Origin of the sequence: Corynebacterium jeddahense, assembly GCF_028609865.1 — a bacterium.
Taxonomy (GTDB): Bacteria; Actinomycetota; Actinomycetes; order Mycobacteriales; family Mycobacteriaceae; genus Corynebacterium; species Corynebacterium jeddahense.
The window spans coordinates 791,753-811,908 of sequence record NZ_CP063194.1 but is presented as its reverse complement, the minus strand read 5'-3'; the positions used below and the strand labels follow the sequence as shown (position 1 = coordinate 811,908).

General features: G+C 67.2%; 14 protein-coding genes and 2 pseudogenes. 6 read left to right on the top strand and 10 right to left on the bottom strand.

Features of this window, described 5'->3' with window-relative positions; translation table 11 throughout:
• Positions 1-419: 419 nt before the first annotated feature.
• The gene (locus CJEDD_RS04005; RefSeq protein WP_157034399.1) at positions 420-2,366 is read right to left on the bottom strand and encodes a YPDG domain-containing protein; all 1,947 of its coding nucleotides are present in this window, start codon (positions 2,364-2,366) and stop codon (positions 420-422) included.
• A 92-nt stretch (positions 2,367-2,458) separates the two neighbouring features.
• Positions 2,459-2,689, bottom strand: a pseudogene (locus tag CJEDD_RS04000) (IS1249 family transposase); the annotation flags it as partial.
• Here CJEDD_RS04000 and CJEDD_RS03995 point away from each other — a divergent pair.
• The 3 genes and pseudogenes from CJEDD_RS03995 to CJEDD_RS03985 all read left to right on the top strand — a co-directional run.
• Positions 2,686-3,468 (top strand): annotated as a pseudogene (locus tag CJEDD_RS03995) (MMPL family transporter); the annotation flags it as partial. The pseudogenes CJEDD_RS04000 and CJEDD_RS03995 overlap by 4 nt on opposite strands.
• A gap of 86 nt (positions 3,469-3,554) precedes the next feature.
• Entirely contained in the window at positions 3,555-4,142 is a 588-nt protein-coding gene (locus CJEDD_RS03990) for a TetR/AcrR family transcriptional regulator (RefSeq protein WP_074432476.1), read from the top strand.
• Between the two features lie 151 nt (positions 4,143-4,293).
• Positions 4,294-5,091 (top strand): hypothetical protein, encoded by a 798-nt coding sequence (locus CJEDD_RS03985; RefSeq protein WP_042405410.1) that lies wholly within the window; start codon positions 4,294-4,296, stop codon positions 5,089-5,091.
• 3 nt (positions 5,092-5,094) lie between these two features.
• Here CJEDD_RS03985 and CJEDD_RS03980 read toward each other — a convergent pair whose 3' ends face one another.
• The 4 genes from CJEDD_RS03980 to CJEDD_RS03965 all read right to left on the bottom strand — a co-directional run bounded on the left by CJEDD_RS03980 (position 5,095) and on the right by CJEDD_RS03965 (position 12,775).
• Positions 5,095-6,420: an APC family permease gene (locus CJEDD_RS03980; protein ID WP_042405408.1), complete on the bottom strand. Its 1,326-nt coding sequence runs from the start codon at positions 6,418-6,420 to the stop codon at positions 5,095-5,097.
• A 54-nt stretch (positions 6,421-6,474) separates the two neighbouring features.
• Positions 6,475-8,787 carry a hypothetical protein gene (locus CJEDD_RS03975; protein WP_157034398.1) on the bottom strand — a complete coding sequence of 771 codons (2,313 nt, stop codon included), beginning with the start codon at positions 8,785-8,787 and terminating at the stop codon, positions 6,475-6,477.
• 10 nt (positions 8,788-8,797) lie between these two features.
• Positions 8,798-12,274: a Rib/alpha-like domain-containing protein gene (locus tag CJEDD_RS03970; RefSeq protein ID WP_042405404.1), complete on the bottom strand. Its 3,477-nt coding sequence runs from the start codon at positions 12,272-12,274 to the stop codon at positions 8,798-8,800.
• Between the two features lie 78 nt (positions 12,275-12,352).
• Positions 12,353-12,775 carry a hypothetical protein gene (locus tag CJEDD_RS03965; protein WP_157034397.1) on the bottom strand — a complete coding sequence of 141 codons (423 nt, stop codon included), beginning with the start codon at positions 12,773-12,775 and terminating at the stop codon, positions 12,353-12,355.
• A 749-nt stretch (positions 12,776-13,524) separates the two neighbouring features.
• On the opposite strand from CJEDD_RS03965, the gene CJEDD_RS03960 reads away from it, so the two are divergent.
• Both CJEDD_RS03960 and CJEDD_RS03955 read left to right on the top strand, forming a co-directional pair.
• Complete coding sequence (locus tag CJEDD_RS03960; protein WP_042405399.1) at positions 13,525-14,721, top strand: NAD-dependent epimerase/dehydratase family protein; 1,197 nt, start codon at positions 13,525-13,527, stop codon at positions 14,719-14,721.
• Entirely contained in the window at positions 14,722-15,855 is a 1,134-nt protein-coding gene (locus tag CJEDD_RS03955) for a glycosyltransferase family 4 protein (RefSeq protein WP_042405397.1), read from the top strand. It abuts the gene before it with no gap.
• On the opposite strand, the gene CJEDD_RS03950 is transcribed toward CJEDD_RS03955, so the two are convergent.
• The 3 genes from CJEDD_RS03950 to CJEDD_RS03940 form a co-directional block, all read right to left on the bottom strand.
• Positions 15,833-16,273 (bottom strand): hypothetical protein, encoded by a 441-nt coding sequence (locus tag CJEDD_RS03950; RefSeq protein ID WP_157034396.1) that lies wholly within the window; start codon positions 16,271-16,273, stop codon positions 15,833-15,835. The two genes, CJEDD_RS03955 and CJEDD_RS03950, sit on opposite strands and share 23 nt — an antisense overlap.
• Before the next feature lie 64 nt (positions 16,274-16,337).
• Complete coding sequence (locus CJEDD_RS03945; RefSeq protein WP_232297662.1) at positions 16,338-17,726, bottom strand: glyceraldehyde-3-phosphate dehydrogenase; 1,389 nt, start codon at positions 17,724-17,726, stop codon at positions 16,338-16,340.
• 159 nt (positions 17,727-17,885) lie between these two features.
• On the bottom strand, positions 17,886-18,881 hold the full coding sequence (locus CJEDD_RS03940) for a 3-hydroxyisobutyryl-CoA hydrolase (protein WP_042405390.1): 996 nt from the start codon (positions 18,879-18,881) through the stop codon (positions 17,886-17,888).
• A 133-nt stretch (positions 18,882-19,014) separates the two neighbouring features.
• On the opposite strand from CJEDD_RS03940, the gene CJEDD_RS03935 reads away from it, so the two are divergent.
• Positions 19,015-19,674: a biliverdin-producing heme oxygenase gene (locus CJEDD_RS03935; RefSeq protein ID WP_042405388.1), complete on the top strand. Its 660-nt coding sequence runs from the start codon at positions 19,015-19,017 to the stop codon at positions 19,672-19,674.
• Positions 19,675-19,689: 15 nt separating this feature from the next.
• Here the strand turns inward: CJEDD_RS03935 and CJEDD_RS03930 are convergent, their stop codons facing one another.
• A complete protein-coding gene (locus CJEDD_RS03930) occupies positions 19,690-20,130 on the bottom strand; it encodes a hypothetical protein (protein WP_157034395.1) in 441 nt (146 codons plus the stop codon).
• Positions 20,131-20,156 lie beyond the last annotated feature (26 nt).

Sequence of the window (20,156 nt, the reverse complement as noted above, 5' to 3'; positions counted from 1 at the left end):
AGGTCTTGCAGCTGCGATGTCCCCCGCACCAGCCTCACATCATAGGTGTCTTCTGCCGGGAAGCCTAAGCCCGCTCCCGCGTTGGAGCCGAAGTGCAGTCTGACGGACCGAATAGTCTTCGGTGTGTAGTCACCGTCGGCGAGGCGGATGGTTCCTAGCCAGCCTCCCCCACCGAGCGAATCCTTGGTCGCAGTGGCGCTGAGGGTGTACTCGGTCTGTGCCACTGCCCGCGCGCCGGTATCCGTCGACAACACAGGCACGGCCACCGCAGACACTGCAACGGCGAAGGAAGTTGCGGCAGCGACTGTGCGCCGAAGTGCTCGGTCGAACCGTTGATTGTGGCGTGCCGACATCGGGGACTCCTTGTTGGCTGGATGCGGGTCGGGGTGGGAAGGCAGGAAAGCGTCGAAAAGCATGCTTTAAAACTCGAGTCCGAATTGCGCGAGGGTGTGGCGGATCTCGGTGCGGTTCATCCAGGCGGCGCCGCCGACGACGGCCAGGGCGGTGAGTGCACTGGCCACTACGGCAATCCATGTCCCGCGTGAGGAGGCCTCGTCCGTCTGTGGCTGCTTAGTATCGGGTCTGATGACTGCAAGCTCCTGCGGGTCTTTGACAGCGACCGTCGTAGCGAACTCACGTGTAGAGCCATCCGGGAAATACGCGACAACCGGTAGCTCTAGCGCACCGCCGCCGGATGTTGGTGCGGTCACCCTAATTGCCCCAGTTGACTTATCCACCGTAGCAATCCATTCACCAAATTCAGTGATGTCGCGCAGAGCAAACGTCGTACCCGCGGGCAAACTCTCATCACTGGTGAGTTTTAGAACTGTGGTGTTACCTGCGGCAACCGACGCCCCGGTTTGGTACTCGAACGGAAAGCGGTCCGCCATCAGCGGCTGCCCCTTCATGAACTCGCCGTTCGGCTGGGACATTGCGCGTTCCTCCGGGCGGGCGTGCACCTCCGCTGAGCTGGGGGAAAGAGCTCCCTGTAGCGCACTGGGGGCAGACGCAGCAGGTTGGCTGACAGGCAAGTTGCGATTTTGACCCAGCATCGTCGCCGCACCTGGTGCGGTTGAGGTGGGCGCATTCGGACGGACTGTGCGCGTCACCGGCACGGTTTCGACAACCTCCGTTTGTACGGTCACAGTCGGGGTGACCGTGCGGGTGCTGGCGATGATGGTCTTAGGAGTGCCGTCGACTGTCACTGTCGGTGTCACCGTCGGGCGTGACGTCACCGTCAGTCTCGTGACTACGGTCCGCGTGACGGTGGTAGGCGCAGCCGTCGCTACTTCAGTCGTCGTGTAGGCAGCGGCCCGGACGGTTTCAGTCCGTGTTGGGGCGGTCACTGTGGTCGGCGCTTCGGTCGTCGTCGGGGTGGTGAATGTTGTTGTCGATGGCGTAACCACAACAGTCCTAACCGGCTGCGTTGTGGTTGTCGCACGGGCGGTCACTGTGGGGGTGCTCCGCTCGGTCGAAGTCGGTGTCACCGTCAACGCTGACGCGGTTCGAGTGATGGTGGTCGTCGGCGCCGTCACGGTCGGGACCTCGATTACTGCCGAGGTCGGCGTGATTGTGCTGACGATAGTTTCCACCAGCTCGGTGGCTTTCGCAGTCACGGTTGGGGTATTGGTCACGGTCAGCGTCGGGGTCACCGTTACGGTTGGCGCAGTGCTGGTCACCGATGTCGTCGAGCTCTGGGATCCTGCAGGATCGGGATCTTCGTTCAACCCGACCCTGGTGAATCGTGATCCACTTACCCCGCTCCGATACGGAGTGGGGAAATTAGACCCCTCCCCCGGCGCAACGAACGAAATCTTATCGTTAGCCTCGATTTTTGTGCCTTGAGGCAAAATAAACGCAATCTTTATAGTGTTCCTCTCCGTGCTCGACGCGCTCAGGGTGCGGTACCCGGGCACGTCAACGGTGGAAACGACCTTTCCGTTCCGAACGTGGTCGAAGCGATACGACCTCTGCTCGGGGATCCTGGAGAGTACCGAGTCACCGGCAGAAGCCGAATCCTTAGGATTACTCGAAGATGGTGGGACGAATTCGACGGTCACAGTGTCCAGCGTCATCGGTTTATGGAAGAAAACGTCGACCTTCCAGTCCTTTCCATCCTGGATCACTCCGACGTTGCTGACACCGTCGGGGAGCGGCACTGCGGTTTGCGCCGAGGCCGTATAGACGGCGTTGTCGGAAAGGATCGGGGTTGTGGGGACGGCTACCGCCACCGCCAGCGCGGTCACTACAGCGACCGACTTGCGCGGGGGTGCAACGTAAAAATCCCGTTTGCTTGATTTCATCCCTGAACTCCCAGTACGAAAATATGATGTGTAGACCATATCGGATTCGCGCTTGCTGTGCACCTAACACCCACGTTGGCAGCAGCTGAGATTTAACTCGACAGTGCGTCGCGCATAGAAGCAATAGCTCTTTCACCTAACGTTCATCTCTCTCGGCGGGTCCATGCACCGGTTTTTGGGTCTTTGATCAGGGTTTTCTCGTCCATCCATGCCCGGTAGAGCGTGGAGTATTCGTGCAGTTGCGCACCCCATGCGGCAGCTTCATCCAGGGTGGCGATTCGGGTCAGTTTCAGCGCGAGTTTGTAGATGGTGCGCCCGGCATCCGTGCGTGGGTTGCTGGTGGTGTAGCGGCGCACCACGCGTTGGGCGTGGACGAGGCAGCGTGACGCCGACGCTCGCGTCCATGATCGGGCTCGCCGTGGGCATCGATTACTCGTTGTTCATCGTGGCGCGCTTCCGCAACGAGCTCATCTCCTCCTCCGGCCTCAACGACCTCACGCCGAAGGAGCTCGCGAAGCAGCTGCGCACGATGGACAAGGCGACGCGCGCCCACGCGATGGGCATGGCGCTCGGCACCGCGGGCGGCTCCGTCGTCTTCGCCGGCACGACCGTCCTCATCGCGCTCGCCGCGCTGTCCATCATCCGCATCCCGTTCCTCACAACCATGGCGCTCGCCGCCGCGGCGACGGTCGCGGTCGCCGTGCTTGTGGCGCTGACGTTCCTGCCGTCGCTGCTCGGCCTGCTGGGCACCCGCGCCTTCGCCATCCGCATCCCCGGCCCGCGCGTGCCGGATCCGGAGGACGAAAAGCCGACGATGGGCCTGCTCTGGGCCCGCCAGATCCGCGCCCGCCCGTGGGTGAACCTCATCGCCGGCGTGCTGCTCCTGGGCATCCTCGCCATCCCCGCCGCGAACCTGCGCCTCGCCATGCCCACCGATGGCACCGCGAAGCTCGGCTCCCCGCAGCGCGAGGCGTACGAGCTTATCGACGACGCCTTCGGCCCCGGCCGCAACGCCCCAATGGTCGCGTACGTCGACGCCGCGAACGTCGCCGAGCAGGACCGCGCGGGCGCCTACCAGACGCTGCTGAAGGACTTCGCGGGCACCGAGGGCGTGGTCAACGCGCAGATCGTCGGCACCACCGACAACATGGACGCCGCGCAGATACCAAGGCGCTGCCGAACCTGGACATCGAGGGCGAGAAGCTCCACCGCGTGCACTCGCGCGAGCCCGAGCCGGTTACGGTGTAGACCATGAGCCTGCGCGAAGAGAAGAAGGCCGCCACCCGCAACGCCATCTCGGAAGCGGCGGCGTCGCTGCTGCTCGAAGAGGGCATGGGGGCCGTCACCGTCGCGCGGGTCTCCGAGCGCGCGGGCGTGTCCGCGCGCACGTTCCACAACTACTTCGCCGACATCGACGAGGCGCTCGTGGAGTTTCTCCGCAAGGTGTTCGCTGCCATCGCCGAGCAGCTCTCGTCGCTGCCCGCCGAACTCACCGCCGCGGAGGCGATGGAGGCAATCATTATCGACGCCCTCCGGGACGACGGCTTCGAGCTCTACTCCGCCTCCACGCTCGTCCTGCTCGGCGATCGCGCCCGCGCCGCGTCGAGTGAGCCACCGACCGAGGAGACGATGCGCGAGCTCGGGGCGCCGCTCGTGGAGAGCATGCGCGGGCGTACCCCCGGCGCCACCGAATTCGACGCCGAGGTGCTGCTCAACTCCTACGGCATCGCCGGGGCAACCGCCATCAAGGCGTACCTGGCGCTACCGGAGCCGCGCGACCCGGAGCAGGGGCGGGCGCTCGTGCGCCGGGCGTTCGAGGTGCTTCGCGACGTGCGCTAGCGCCGCTTGATGCTGTCCACGAGCCGCGGTTCCGCGCCGGCTGCGCATCATCGTGGACACGCGAAGTGTTGCGGGGGGCGGCTGGGGGCTTTAGTGTCGTCGATACGCGGGAGCGAGGGGGCTCCCGACCGACATCCTTGGGGGGATACCAATGACCTTTGCCACCTACGAACTGTACTACCTCGACTCCTACGACGACCATGTCGCGGACGTTGTCGACGACTTCGACCTCGACCGCGACGACCCCGGCTTTGAGGAGGAGGTCGCCTGGCACATTGATGCCGAGTACGTCATCGACTATGGCGTGAAAGCCGCCGTCATCGTCCACGACCTGGACACGCACGAGGTCGAGGTCGCGCTCGTGCAGCCCGGCAGCCCGCACGCGCCGGAGTGGTACACGGACGAGGACGTGCTCGCCGCTGCCACGGAGCTGCAGCGCATGCTCGTCGCGCTGGACGACCACACCGTGCGGATCGTCGAGCCGCAGGACCCGGCGTTCGCGCTCAAGCGCTGCAGCGCGTTCCAGGCCGAGAGCCTCAGCACCGCCACCGTGGCGATGATTCAAGACTCGCAGGACAACGCGTTCTACACCGTGTTTTGCATCGAGTTCCGGCCGAACCTCATGTCCGATTTCTCGTTCCCGGTCGCGGTGTTCGCGTTCGACCCGCGCATCGGGCGCATCACCGGGCACATGCTTCTCGACGACAACCCCTTCGCCCCGCCGACCTTCAACCGGAAGCAGCGGAAAATCGTCGAGCGGCGCCTCGCGGAGCTACTGCAAGAAGTGCAGGTTGCCGCGGCAACGGGCAGCGAGACGAGCCCGTTCAAGAACCTGGGGCCGCAGTTCCGCTCCGAGGGGCTGCCGACGGTGGAGGCGGTGGACACGCACCACGCCATCGACCAGTCAATCGAGTATTTGAAGCGGTACTACGCGGAACGGGCGTCGTAACGCTTAGGCCTCCATCTCGGGCGGGTCCACCTTGAACCCGCGCGTGATGCGCGCAAGCACGCCCACGCCAATGACGAGCCAGATGGCGCCGACGAGCAGCGCCGCGCCGTCAAGCTGGGTCATGAGGAAGACCGCGACGAGCGCGCCGAGGGCGGGCGCGACGACGTAGCCAAACACGCTGAGGCGCTCGCCGCGGTGCTTCGACCAGTAGTAGATGACGGAGAGGTTCACCATGGCGAAGCCGATGAACGCGCCGAAGTTGATGAACGAGGTGGACGTCTCCACGGACATAACAATCCCGATGAGCCCGACCGCGCCGGTGAGCACGGTGTTGAAGACCGGGGTCTGCCACCGCTCGCTGAGCTGGCCGAAGAAGCGGCGCGGCAGGACGTTGTCGCGGCCCATGGCGTAGAGCAGGCGTGTCGCGCCCCACTGGCACGTCAGGCCGGAGGCGAACTCGCCGATGATCACACCCGAGATGAAGATCGCGCCGAAGAGTGGCCCGCCGATCTGCGCGACGATGTCCACGGCGGCGGTGTCCGGGTTGTCGAAGAACGGCTCCGGGTGCACCAGCTGCGCGAAGTACGCGAGGCCGACGAAGATGACGCCGCCGAGCGCCGCGACGAGCATGACGGCGCGCGGGATGCGCTTTCGCGGCTCGTGCGTCTCCTCCGTCAGCGTGGTCACGGCGTCGAACCCGAGGAACGAATACGCCGCGATCGCCGCGGCGGCGGAGATGGCGCCGAAATTCGTGCCGTCGTTGTAGAACGGGTCGAGGCTGAACCCGTGCCCCTCCGGGCCGGCGATCTGGCCGGCGGCGAGGATGACGAAGAAGATGATGATGAGGAACAGTAGCGCCATGAGTATGAGGTTCGCGCGGTCCGCCACTTTCACGCCGAGGATGTTGAGCACCGACGTGATCACGATGAACAACACGATGCACGCCCACAGTGGCAGCGCCGGCACCGCCTCGTGCAGGTAGTTCGCGCCGATGAGCCACACCACGAGCGGGAGGAACATGTAGTCAAGCAGGATCGCCCAGCCGGAGAGGAACCCGACCTTCGGGCCGATCGCCCGGCGCGCGTACGTGTAGGCCGAGCCGGAGACCGGGTAGGCGCGCGCCATCTTGCCGTAGCTCGCGGCGGTGAGCAGCATGGCGAAGGTGGCCAGCAGGTACGCGCCCGCGGACGCGCCGAGCGAGTTCTCGGAGATGACGCCGAAGATGGCGAGCAGCTCAAGCGGGGCCATGTAGGCCAGGCCGAAGACGACGAGGGACGGGGTGCGAAGCGCGCGTTTCAGCTCGGTGGTTGCCGCGGCGGGTGTTTCCATGAATCAGCTCGGTTCCGTGTACAGGCGAAAAATGACACAGGAAACATACCCCGCCTAGAACGGCGCGGCGACCAGACCTTGGTCGACGGCCCAGCCGTACCACGCCGTGCCCGCGCCGACGAGCGCGAGCAGCACGCCGATGACGATGGACAGCGTCGAGGCCGAGCTGCCCTGCGGGGTCGCAGGGATGCTTGGCTGCGCTTGCTTCGCCCTCGTCACCTTCTGCTCCGGGTCGGCGGGGTTGAGCTTGCGGGTGGCGAAGTCCTTGAGCGCCTGGTCTTTGTCGGAGGCGAGCACCTCGCGCAGCACGCGCTGCATCTCCTCGGGGGTGTACTCGAGGGCGGAGAGGCGGAAGGTGTCGCTGACCACCTGCTCGCCCTTCGAGTTGGTGACGGTGACGTGCAGCGGCACGACGGGGCTGTCGATGAAGGCGGCGCGGTCGATCGGGATGTCCACCTGGTGCGCCGCGTCCGCGTACTGGGCGGGCGCGAGGCGGTACTGCTTGCGGAACGTCCCGGTGCCGTAGTCGACGGCGACTGTGTAGGTCTCCGGCGTCGAGCCGAGGTTGCGCACCTCGCCGCGCACGACGTTGTCGCCGTCGAGCTGGGTGACAATGCCGTTGTCGCCGTTTTTCGTGGCCAGCATCCGGAAACCGGCCTTGCCCTTGTGCTCGTCGGCCGCGTTTCGCACGAGCGTTTCCACGTCCGGTTCTGCGGGGTGCTCGTGCGGCTTGGCGTTGGTCTTGCCGTTGCCGCTCTCGGCGTCGCCGCCGGTGCCATTCTCAGCGCCCTTCGTGCCGACGCTGATCGCGCCCTTGCCCACGTTGTTGCCGGGCAAATTGAGGTTCGCCCAGTCCGCCGGGATCGTGTAGTTGCTCGAGGACTCGTCCTTCGACGAGTAGTCGAAGTGGTTGAACTGGTGGGCGTAGCTCATCACCGAGTTGTACCAGTCCAGGTCGTTCGTGGCCGGGGCGGTGTTGCCGGGCACGTGCGCGCCGTTGTGGCCCAGGTTCAGGGTGTGGCCGAACTCGTGGAGGATGGAGTTGCGCAGCTGGTCCTGGGTGGTCATACCCTCGTGGTTGGCCACGTAGAACACCGAATCGTTCATGACGGACACGCCGGAGGCCTGGTTGCCGGCGTCCATCGCGTCGCCGATGATGCCGACGCGGAACACGGACGCGCGCTTGCCCAGCAGGCGGTCGCGCTCGCGCAGCAGCTTCGTGCCGGCGTCCTCGCCGTCGAAGTAGCTGGCCTGGTAGTCGAGCGTCTTGCCGCCCTGGCGCTCGCGCATCGCGGCCATGTCGGAGGAGACGTAGCCCGCGCCGGCGTCGATGTGCAGCGCCACCCCGTTCTGAGCAAAGAGATCCTCAAGCTCCTTGAGCGTTTCCGGGGTCGGCGCGTAGTCCTTCGTGTTCGCCTTGGCGCACTTCGCAAACGCCTCGAAGCCGTCCACCGTGGCGCTGAAACGCGACGCCCGGTCGCAGCCGAGGCTCTCCCATTCCGACTTCATCCAGTTCAGCTGCAGGAACAGGTCGGGCCGCGTCTGCTTGGCGCCCCACTCGTGGATGGGCAGCGACGTGCCGTCGGCGAGCGTGATGCCGTTGGCCTCCCAAACGTCGCGCAGGCCGTCGCCGTCGCTGTCAAGCGCGCCCGGCTGCGCCGCCGACGTGATGCCGGTGCGCGCGATGAGCGCCTCGCCCGGCTGGAGCGTTTTCGCCCAGCGCGCGGCCTGGACCGTCGGCGCGCCAGCGCCCACGCCGCCCGCCGCGAGCGCCTCCCCCGCGCTCGGCCCGGTGCCCGCTTGCTGGGGCGCGCCGAAGTACACGGTGGTCTCGTAGCCGCGCGCTGCCGGGGAGACGACGAACGAACCGTCGCGCACCTGCGCCCGCGCCGCCCCGTCGTCCACGGTGTTGGCCACGTCCACCTGCACCTTCGCCGCGGTGTCGCGCGCGTTGCGCACTGTCACCGTGACGTCCACGCGGTCGCCGTCGGTGCGGAACGTGCGCGCGACGGTCACGCCGCCGACGCTCTGCGTGTACGTGACGGTGTCCGCCCCGAGATGGGTGTTTGCCACCGGCTGCGCGGACCAGTCCGCCGGCACGGCCGCGCCGTCGATGGCCACGTCGCTGGTCACGTCAAAGCGGTGCACGTCGACGACGGACTCAGGATTGTCGTAGGTGAACAGCCCGTGGCCGTCGGGACGCACCTCCGCGTTGATGCGCGGCGCCCACGCACCGGCCGCCTCCCCGGTGACGCTTACGTGGTTGTCCGCCACCTGCACCGCCGCGCGCGCCGGGGCGGCGCATATGCCCGGCACCACCGCCGGGACGAGCACCGCGGCCAGGATTGCTTGGTGAGATTTGCGCACGTTCCCGCTCCTAAATTGCAATTCCGCGCTCCTGCAGCGCCCCGGCGATGCGATCCTGGTTCAGCCACGCGGCGTAGCCCGCACCCACGAGCGCGGCGAGCGCGCCGAGGAGGATGACCAGCCAGTCGAGGTTCGCCGAGGACCCCTGCGACTTCACCGGCGCCTCCTGCTCCGCGGCGGTGAACGGCACCTCCACGCGGGCGGTCGAGCCGTCGGGGTACGTCACGTCCACCGGCACGGCGATGGACTGCCCCACCGGCACCGACGCGCTCGGGCCGACGGCGAGCTCGCCGGTTGTGGGGTTCACGGTCGCGCTCCAGCCGGGCTGCTTGAACGTCTCCGGCACGGAGAACCGCGTGCCGTCCGGCAGGCCCGCCGCCGGGCGCTGGGTGGAGTTGCCGCCGACCGGGGTGTGCGCGCCGGTGAAGTCGACGGTGTGCCGGCTTGCGTCGGAGACCGCCGAGACGAGTATCGGCACCTCCTTCGTGCTGCCGTCCGCGTAGCGCACGCGCACCAGCACCTTGTAGATGGCGTCGAGGGGGGCGTCCTTTGGGACGTCGACACGCAGTACGCCCGAATACGTATCGACGGCCACAGGGAGCCCGCCGTCATCCACCACCTCGAACGTGGCGCCGGCCGGCACGCCGCCGGTCACGCCGACGGTCGCGTGGGTGCCGCGGGTGCCACGCACGTCCTCGTAGCCCGGGTTCGTGCGGGCCGCCTGGGATCCGGGCTCGGCTACACCGACCCTCGTCTGCAGGCTTTTCGACGAGCCATCCGGGAAGAACGCCGTGAGCGGGATGACAATGCCGGAGGTGCCGTCGGCGGGTGCTGTGACGCGCACGGCGCCGGTGGACGCGTTTACGGTCGCGCCCCACCCGCCGAGTTTCGCGCCGTTGGATAGGGCGAACGTCGTGCCCTCGGGCAGGACGGTGTCGTCGCTGCGCAGTATGGTGACGGAGTCGCCGCGGACGACCTTGAGGCCGGTCTCCAGGCCGATCTGTGCGAGATCCGCGAGTAGCGCGTCGCGGACCTCGTAGGTGGCCTTGGCGGTGCCGCGGCTGCCGTCCGGGTAGGCGATGTCGATGGCGACCGTGTGCGTTCCCTTCGCCGCGTTCGCGGGGACCGTGAGCGTGAGGCGGCCTTCGCCGTCGATGGCGGTCACGGCCGCGGCGGCCGGGTCGGACGGATTGTGGAGCGTGAACGTCGTGCCCTCGGGCAGCGCGCGGTCCGGGTAGACGAAGCCGGCCTCGGTTACCGACGCGCGCGGAGCGCCCGACTGCGACGCCATGCCCGCCGGGGCGCCGACGGCGGGGTAGGTCACCGTGTAACGCTCCGCCATGGTGGGCGCCTGCGTGACCACGATGGTCACCGTGTCGCGCTCACCCGTCGTGGCGACGACCTCGAGCGTGTACTCCCCCGGCGCCATGCCGCGCGGCGGGGTGGCCACGAGCGTGCCGTCCTTCTGCACCGCGACCCAGCTGTCCGCCGGCACAGCGCCGCCCGCGCCGGAGACTTGCGTGACGGACACCTTCTCAAACTGCGCCTGGCCCGCCCCGCTCTTGCGGCTCGGGGAGGTCACGCTCACCTCGCCGGGGGCGACCTCAACGCGCTCCCACGCGAAGTCGTCGGGGGCGGGCTTCGCGCTGGTTGTCGGCGTCGGCTTCGGCGTCGGGGCCACCACGATCCGCGACGCGAGGAGCTCGCCGAGCGCGACAGCGTCGCCCGGCTTCACGGTGATCTGGCGATCCTTCGGCGCAGTGTAGGTGCCCGGCACGGTTGCGGAGACGGTGTAGTCCCCCGGCTTCACGGCGGTGCTGGAGAACGTGCCGTCGGCGCGCACGGGCAGCTGCGTTCGCGTGCCGTCTTTGGCCACGAGCGCGACGCTCGCGCCCGCCACCGGGGCGCCGGCGCCGTCGACGATGCGGCCGGTGACGGAGCCGTCGAGAGGCGAAATGCTCAGCGCGGCGGTCGCAGTGGCCTTCGGGGCGACGGTCACGGTGGCTGGGCCGGAAGCGGCGTAGCCGCGGGGCGCCTCGGCGGCGACGGTGTACGTGCCCGGCAGCAGGTCGGACGCGGTGTAGCTCGCGCCGCTGCGGGTCAGCGGCGCGGGGGTGGCCAGGCCGCCGCCGAAGATGGTCACGGCCGACGGCGCGACGGACCCCGTCACGGTCGCGGCGACGCCGCCGCGGATCAGCGGCGCGGTCAACCGCACCGGGTCGGCGCGTTTGCCCGCGACGAGGTCGACTGTCTGGGAATCCGAGCCGTGCGTGCCGGTAGCGGGCACCGTGACGGTGTACGAGCCGGCGGGAAGCCCCTCGAAATGGAACGTGCCGTCGGAACCCGCAGTGGCGGTGCGGCTCGCCTTGCCGCCGAGGGTGACCTTCGCGCCGGCGAGCGCGCCGTGGTCGTCGACAACGGTGCCGCTGATCTCGTTGAGCGAACCGACGTGCACCGTCGCGGAAGCATCCTTGCCCACCTTGGGGTTGAGCGCCGCGCTGCCGCCGGAGTACCCGCCGGTGCCCTTCACGCTCGCCTCGTAGGCCACGCCCGGGGCCAGCCCGGTGAAGATGACGGTGCCCTGGTCGTCCGCCGTCGCCGACGCGATGACCTCCCCGCCGCGGGCGAGGTCGACGGTGGCGGCGGGGACAGGCTGGTTGGCGTCGTTACGCACTGCGATCGTCGCGTTGACGTCGCGGGCGGCGATGGCGAAATCGGCGCGAGCGGTGCCGCCCGGCTCGACGGTGACGCGCCGCGGACTCGGCACGGTGTAACCGGCGGGCACGTTGACGAGCTGGACGGTGTACGAACCGGCGCGCAGCGACAGCGAGTACGGGCCCGTGGCGTCCTGGGTGAAGTGTTTGCCCGTCGCCTCATCGGTCGCGCGGACGGCGACCTTGCTGCCGGCCGGCAGCCCCGCCACCGACCCGGCGAGCGTGACCGGCTGGTAACGGGCGGTGGTGTAGCCGAGGGCGTAGGGAACGTCGTCCGGCCACCAGTTGCGCACCGGCATGTCGTTGAACGCGTCCGGCTTGCGGAGCATGAGCACCGAGTCGTCGATGATCTTGGCGTCGCGGGGCAGGTCGATGTCGAGCCAGCGGTTGCCTTCGCCGTCCTTGAAGCCGTAGCCGGGCAGGGTGCCAAAGTCCTCGAGCACCTCGGAACCGCGGATGAGCGTGACGTTGTAGTTGCCCTGCTCCGGGAACTCCTTGCGCCCGCAGCGCCGCGGGTCGCAAAACATGCGCACGGAGCGCACGGTGCGCGGCTCGTGCTCGTCGGCGGCAAGCCGGATCTGGCCTGTCCACCCGCGCCGGCCGGGCGTGTCGTTCGCCGAGGCACCGAGGAGGAACCCGCCCTCGGTGGCTACCTGCGCGTGCGCGGACGGAGCGGCGTCGGGAGCGGGCACCGCGAGCGCGCTCGATGCCAGCGCGACAACGGTCGCACCTGCGACGATGCGACGGGCCGGCCGGTGGCCGTTGTGCTGCATACGAACTCCCTCAACGTGCGACTAGAAATCGTAAGAAACACTACCAGCTAAATTGTATCTCTTACCCAATTCTCCCCGTCAGAACGGCGCCGTCACAACGCCCTGCTGCACCGCCCAGCCGTACGCCGCCGCGCCGAGGCCGAGCAGCCCGAGCAGCACGCCGATGACGATCGCGAGCGGCGAGTCGGAGCTGCCGGAGCCCTTCTTCGGGGCCTCGGGCGTATTGCTTGTCGACGGCGCAGGCGCCGGCTTCCGTTCAGGCTTCGGCGCCGTGGAGGTGCTCGTCACCCGGCCGGTCTCCTTCACCGGGGCGAGGCGCTGCTCGGCGAACGCCTTGAGCGCCGGGTCCTCGTTGGAGTTGCGCACGAGGTCGAGGACCTGCTTCATCTCCTCCTCGGTGTAGGTGAGGGCGGAGACGTTGAACGTGTCGCTAAAGACCTGCTTGCCCGCCTTGTTCTCCAGACACCGAACCCGTAGTCGGCGACAGAGAGATTCCTTCAAAACGCCGGTCGGAGTAGCCGATCGCCGTCGGACCCGGGGCGGTAAGACCCGCCCGGATTGGCAGTGAATTGGCGGCTCCTGGTTTGCGAATTTGCAAAGTGAGCCCATCTTGGAGTGTGACAGGCGAGCGCAGATCGAGATCGAGCCAGCGGTTTCCGGAGCTGTCCGACTCCCCATACCCCTCAATGGTCCCTGAGTTTTGGAGCACAGTCGTACCCTGGACGAGCCTAACGTCGTAGGTGTCGTGGGGCGGAAAGCTGAGTCCGTTGCCCGCGCTGGAGCTGAAGTTGAGACGCACGGACGAAATCGTTTTCGGCGCATAATCTCCGTTCATCAGGCGAACAGACCCGAGCCAATCCCCTCCACCGAGAGAGTCCTTGGTCGCGGTCGCCCCGAGCTGGTACTCAGTCTGCGCCTGCGCCACCGCGCTCAGTGGGCCGGCCGGCACGGCGGTCGCCCCGCCTGCCAGCGCCAACGCCGTGGCTACGGCGGCGGCCCGGCGCGCCCGGCTGTTCTTCATGGATGGACGAGGGGACATGCGGCTCCCAACCTTTCCAACGTGACGGCGAAGCGAACACTCCGGCAAAACACAGGGAACATTACCACTGAGTTGTATTGTCCACCCGCTATGTATTCAAGGGACGCGGGGTGCCGTGAGGGCGTCGATAAGCGGGGTCCTCGTCGCCCGGCGCGGAGGCCGCTGCACAGGTAACCTGACGCGAAATGCTGGATACGAAAGGTGGGCAACGGTGAAGATTGCGGTCCTCGGCGGCGACGGTTTTTGCGGCTGGCCCGCCTCGCTGCACCTGTCGAGCCTCGGCCACGACGTCGCCATCGTGGACAACCTCTCGCGACGCCGCATCGACGCCGAGCTCGGGGCGGAGTCGCTCACGCCGATCGCCACTATCGACGAGCGCCTCGCGGCCTGGCGCGAGGTCACTGGCAGCGAGATCGCGTTCCGCAACATCGACATCGCCCAGGACTACGACGGGCTGCTCGCGTTCATCGAGGAGTTCGCGCCGGACGCGGTGATCCACTTTGCGGAGCAGCGCGCCGCGCCTTACTCGATGAAGAACTCGCGCACGAAGCGCTACACGGTGGACAACAACGTCAACGCCACGCACAACCTGCTCGCCGCGATCGTGGAATCCGGCCGGGACGTCCACGTCGTGCACCTCGGTACGATGGGCGTGTACGGCTACGGCACCGCGGGCATGAAGATCCCGGAGGGCTACCTGGACATTCAGGTGGATGCGGGAGAGAACGGGATTGTGGAGCAGCAGATCCTCTACCCCACCAACCCGGGCTCCGTGTACCACATGACGAAGGTGCTGGACCAAAACCTGTTCGCCTACTACGCGAAGAACGACGGGCTGCGCATCACGGACCTGCACCAGGGCATTGTCTGGGGCACGCACACCGCGCAGACGCTTCGCGACGAGCGCCTGATCAACCGCTTCGACTACGACGGCGACTACGGCACGGTGCTCAACCGCTTCCTTATGCAGGCCGCGATCGGCTACCCGCTCACCGTTCACGGCACCGGCGGGCAGACGCGCGCGTTCATCCACATCCGCGACATGGCCAAGTGCATCCAGCTCGCGGTGGAGAACCCGCCGGCGCGCGGGGAGCGGGTCAAAATTTTCAACCAGATGACGGAGACCCACCGCGTACGCGACCTGGCGGAGCTCATCGGCCGCATCGCCGACGCCGAGGTGCAGATGGTGCCCAACCCGCGCAAGGAGTCCGCGGAGAACGAGCTCCACGTGGTCAACGACGCCTTCCTCGACCTGGGCCTTCGGCCCACCAAGTTGGAGGAGGGGCTGCTGGTGGAGGTCGAGGACGTGGCTCGTCGATACGCGGACCGCGTCGACCGCTCCAAGATTCCGGCGCGTTCCCTGTGGACCTCGAACCAATCAGAGGGCGTGCCGCAGGGCGAGAAGTAAATGCGCATCGCGGTACTCACCGAGGTTTTCCTGCCCAAGATCGACGGCGTGGTCACCCGGACCACCCGCCACCTGGACCAGCTGGCGGAGATGGGCCACGAGGTGCTGATCTTCGCCCCCGGCAACCCGCCCGCGAGCTACGCCGGTTTCGAGGTCGTGCCCATCGCATCACGCAGCTTGAAGGTCTACCCGGAGGTCAAGCACGGGATGATGGGTCCGCGCGCGTTTCGCCGTCTGCGAGAGTTTGACCCGGAGATCGTGCACGCGGTCAACCCGATCTGGACGGCCGGCTGGTCCACCCTCATGGTCGCGCGCCGCGGCTACCCCATCCTGGCGTCCTTCCACACCGACGTGCCCGAATACTGCCTCAAGCTGGGCATCCCGTGGGTGAAACCCATCGCCGAGTGGGGTTTGCGCACCTTCCACGGCAAGGCCCAGGTCAACCTGGTCACCTCCGGGCCGATGATGGACAAGGCCGCCGACTACGCCATCCCCAACGTGCACCTGTGGCCGAAGGCGGTGGACACGGAGTCATTCACCCCGGACGCGCGCACCCTCGAGGCCCGCGCCCGCCTCACCGGCGGCAACCCGGACGCGCCGCTGGTGCTCTACGTCGGCCGCATCTCCGCGGAGAAGTCTGTGGAGCGCTGCGTCCCCGTCGTCGAAGAGGTGCGAAAGCGCGTCCCCAACGCGCGCCTCGCACTCGTGGGAGAAGGCCCTCTTTACGACGAGCTCCGCGCCGACCCGCCCGCCTGGGCCACCTTCACCGGGTATTTGTCCGGGGCGGATCTCAGCGCAGCCTACGCCTCGGGCGATGTGCTGCTGTTTCCCTCTACCACGGAGACGTTGGGTTTTGCGGCACTGGAGGCGTTTGCATCGGGCGTGCCGGTGGTGGCGGCCAACGCCGGCGGTCTGCCGTTTGTGGTGGCGGACGGCGACACCGGTGTCTTGGTCGACCCGGAGGCACCGGACACAGCCTGGGCCGACCCGATCGAGCGTATTTTGACGCGGCCGGAGCTGCGCGAGCGCATGTCTGCGGCCGGCCGCGCCGAGGCGGAGCGCTGGACGTGGCGCGCCTCAACCGAAACGGTGCTTGGCTACTACGACGAGGTCATTCGAAGCGCAAGACGGTGACCTCGGCGGTCTCACCGTCCGCGAACTCGCGGGATTCCGTCGCCGTGCGCACCGTCGCCGCCGGGTCGATCTCCCCGTAGGCCTCCACGCCTGACCCGCAGGCGTCGACTTTGCGCGGGTCGAACCACTCGATCTCCGCACGGTCGCCGGCAATCACGCCGATGCCGGAGGCGGTCTCCCAAGCCTGTGAGTTGTCGTCGATGCCGGGCACGTCCTCCGGGTCGAAGCCAAGGCGCTGCGCTTCGGCCTTGTCCGTGTACGGGCAGAATACGTAGGCGCGCTCCACGTCCGGCCCCGCCGCGTCCGCGACGGTGAAGTCCCCGGCCAGCGCGGCGTCTTGCAGCCCCATCTCGGTTCCGTGCGCGCCGCAGCCAGCCAGCGCGAACGCGCTGGCTATTGCGATGATTTTGCGTAACATACCCCGCAGCATAGCTCCGCCCCGGCCGAAACGGGGCCGAGGCGAAGCTTTTTACGTCGAGAAGCTACTGGATCTCGGACGGATCCTTGCGCTCCGGATACACCTTCGGGCGCACGCCGGCGATGTCCTCGACGACGCGGACCACCTGGTGGGAGTAGCCGTACTCGTTGTCGTACCAGACGTAGAGCACGAGGTGGTTGCCGGAGGCGATGGTGGCCAGGCCGTCGACGACGGAGGCGTGCGTCGTGCCGAGCAGGTCGGTGGAGACGACCTCGGGCGAGTTGACGTAGTCGATCTGCTGGCGCAAGTTCGAGTCGGTGGACACGCGGCGCAGGAAGTTGTTCACCTCGTCCTTGTCCACCTCTTGCTCGAGCTCGAGGTTGAGCACGGCCATGGACACGTCCGGGGTGGGCACGCGGATGGCGTTGCCGGTGAGCTTGCCCTCGAACTCCGGTAGTGCCTTGGACACGGCCTTCGCGGCGCCGGTCTCGGTGAGCACCATGTTCAGCCCGGCGGCGCGGCCGCGGCGGTTGCCCTTGTGGAAGTTGTCGGCGAGGTTCTGGTCGTTGGTGTAGGAGTGCACCGTCTCCACGTGGCCGTGCGTGACACCGTAGCGGTCGTTGATCACCTTGAGCACCGGAGTGATGCCGTTCGTGGTGCAGGACGCAGCGGAGAGCACGCGCTCGTCGCCGATCATGTCCTCGTTGATGCCGTAGACGATGTTCGGGATGTCGCCCTTGCCCGGCGCGGTGAGCAGCACGCGATCCACGCCCTTCGACTCGAGGTGCTTCGACAGGCCCTCGCGGTTGCGCCACGCGCCGGTGTTGTCCACGACGATGGCGTTGTCGATGCCGTAGGCGGTGTAGTCGATCTCCGCCGGGTCGTTCGCGTAGATCATCTGGATGGGGGTGCCGTTGGCCCAGATGATGTCGTTGTCCTCGTCGACGGTGATGGTGCCGTTGAACGGGCCGTGGACCGAGTCGCGGCGCAGGAGCGAGGCGCGCTTGACGATGTCGATGTCGCCCTTCTTACGCACCACCACCGCACGCAGGCGCACGCCGCCGTACATCGCCTCGCGGGCGATAAGGATGCGCGCCAGCAGGCGGCCGATGCGGCCGAAGCCGTAGAGCACGACGTCGCGAGCCTCGAGCTCGGAGGAGGTGCCGATGACGTCGGCGAGCTCGCGCTCGAGGAAGGGGCGCAGCTCCCCGCCCTCCGTGCGGAAGTCGGCGGCGAGGCGGCCCAGGTCAATGGACGCGGTGCCGAGATCCATGTCCACGAGCTCGCGCAGGATCGGCAGCGTCTCGTCCAGGGGCAGCTCCTGCTCGTCGATGCGGCGGGCGTAGCGGTGCGCCTTAATAATGTCGATGTCGGTCACACCCACCAGCAGGCGGCCGTAGACCGACGTCGCCGCGTTGTGCTCGCGGTGCAGGCGGCTGATCAGCGGCAGCATCTCCTGCGCCAGAGTCAGCTTGTGGTTCCAGTCGTCGCGCTGGGTGGTGGTTTCGGTCACGTCGCTCCTCCAGGGAAAAATCAACTTTCGGGCCCACGGAATGTGGGAATCGGGGGCAATTTCGGGCCCCGAACCGCCCTCTACCTTACCGCCCGCGCACTACGAGGACAGCACCTTGCGGTATTTCTCCGGATCCGGCTGGGGCGCGAAGTCAGCGTCCTTCGTCTTATCCACCAGCACCGCGCGCACGCCCTCGGCGAAGTCCGGCTCGCGGTACACCACCCCGCCGAGCACCAACTCGTTGGCAATCGCCCGCTCCAGGTCGAGGTCCTTGTTCGCCTCGAACAGCTCCGCGGCTGCTACCAGGGACGACGGCGACGCGCCCACCGTGAGCTCCTCCACCTGCGCGCGGAACTCCTCCGGCGCGTCCGCGAGTTTCGCCTGGATCTCGGGCCAGGAGCCGGTGAAGACCGGGGCGATGTCGTCGATACGCGATACGAGCTCGCTGTCGCCCTGCGGCAGCGCGACTGTGTCCAGGTACCCCGGCCCCTCGGCCACGATGCCGTCGAGCACGCCGTCGAGCGTGGCCACCTTGTGCGAGGCCAGGCCGGTGGCCAGCATGTCGTCGGCAGTCATGCGGTAGCCGGTGAGCCCCAAATAGGTGCCCAAGCTTTGCGACGGCACCTCCGGCAGCTTCTGCAACAACCACGACATGCCCACGTCGGTGATGTAGCCGATGAACATCTCCGGCATCGACGCGAAGGCGTCCTCGGTGACCACCATGTACTTCGCGTGGGCGGAGACCCCCATTCCGCCGCCCATGATCACGCCATTGCACAGCGCAATGTAGGGCTTCGGGTAGTTCGCGATATCGACGTTCAGCGCGTACTCCTCGCGGAAGAACGTATCCACCCGGTCCAGGTCGCCTGCGAGCACGCCGTCGCGGACCTGGCGGACGTCGCCCCCCGAGCAGAAGTGCTTGCCGCTGGACACGATGACGACCTGCTCGATGGCGCTGTCGTCGCGCCACTGATCCAGCGCGCCCTGGATCGCGGTAACCATCTCATGGGTCAGGGAATTCAGCGCCTTCGGGCGGTTGAGGGTGATGATGCCGGTGGTGTCCCGGACTTCCGTGATCACGTGCTGTTCGCTCATGCGGACCAGTGTTCCACATCACAGCGGAGTGGGGGCCTGAGTTCATCCCTTCTACTGATTCAGATTAGGCAAGGCTTCCCTTATGATATTCAGGCAACTACCCATAATTACCGTTCCGACCGTGGAGGATTCAATGACCACCACCCTGCCGACCACCAGTGAGCAGCTTTCCGTTGCCCTGAAAGCGCAGATCGCAACCGCGCACACCAACGCCGAAAACTCCCGATTCATGGCAAACCTGGGCAAAGGGAACTTGGACCGCGACGCGGTGGCCGAGCTCACCCTGCAGTACTTCCACATCTACTCCGCGCTCGAAGCGGCAGTGCGTCGGGCGGCGAAGCACCCCGCTGTGGCCCTGATCTTCGATCCGCGCCTCGAGCGGGTTGATGCCCTGACCGAGGACCTGACCGCATTGACTGGAGCCGCCTGGCGCAATGAAGCGCCACTCGCCGCAACCCAGCGCTACGTGAGCGAGCTCGAACAGCTTGGCCCTGAGGACGGGCCAGAAGTGGTGGCCCACCACTACGTGCGCTACCTCGGGGATATCGCGGGCGGGCAGGTGCTGGCCCGAGTCTTCCGCAACGAGTACGGCGTGAGCGAGGACGCCCTGCATTTCTACGACTTCTCCACCGTAGGCAAGATCCCGCCCTACCGTGCGAAGTACAAGGCCGCGCTCGACAACATGAACCTCACCGGGAATGAGCAGACCCGCCTCATCGACACCGCCGAGCACGTCTTCGTCCTGAACCAGGCGGTGTTCACCGACCTCGCCGCTTTACGCGGACTGAACTAGAGACGAGCATTCGCCTCAGTGCCCCACCGAGGGGCGATCCACGTACGCGATCGCCCCCCAGGTGACGACGCCTGCAAAGAGCGCTGTGATCACCCCACCTGTAAGTGCGAACTTTGCCGGTACCAGAAACAGCACTAGGGCGATGACGGCAACAATGATTGCCCACACAGCCCCCAGGACCACGCCAGCGCGACGGCCGAGCGCCCCATTCCGCCCGCGGTGACTAGGCAAAGCAGGCAGCGCAAATAACACGCCAACCATGACCACGCAGGCGGGAAACGCCACCCAAATATTGCCCACCGCTCCGCCAAATGCAACAACGCCTGCAATGAGGGCGATGAGCGCCCGCTCCCATGTGGCGATGTGCGGCTGCGCGTCCGCACGCTCTCCCCCACTTTCTGGGGCATCAACCACAGGAATGAAGTCGGTTACCGGTTCTGTTTCAGGGGCCACCATGGCCACCCCCTTTGTTTCGCAATGCT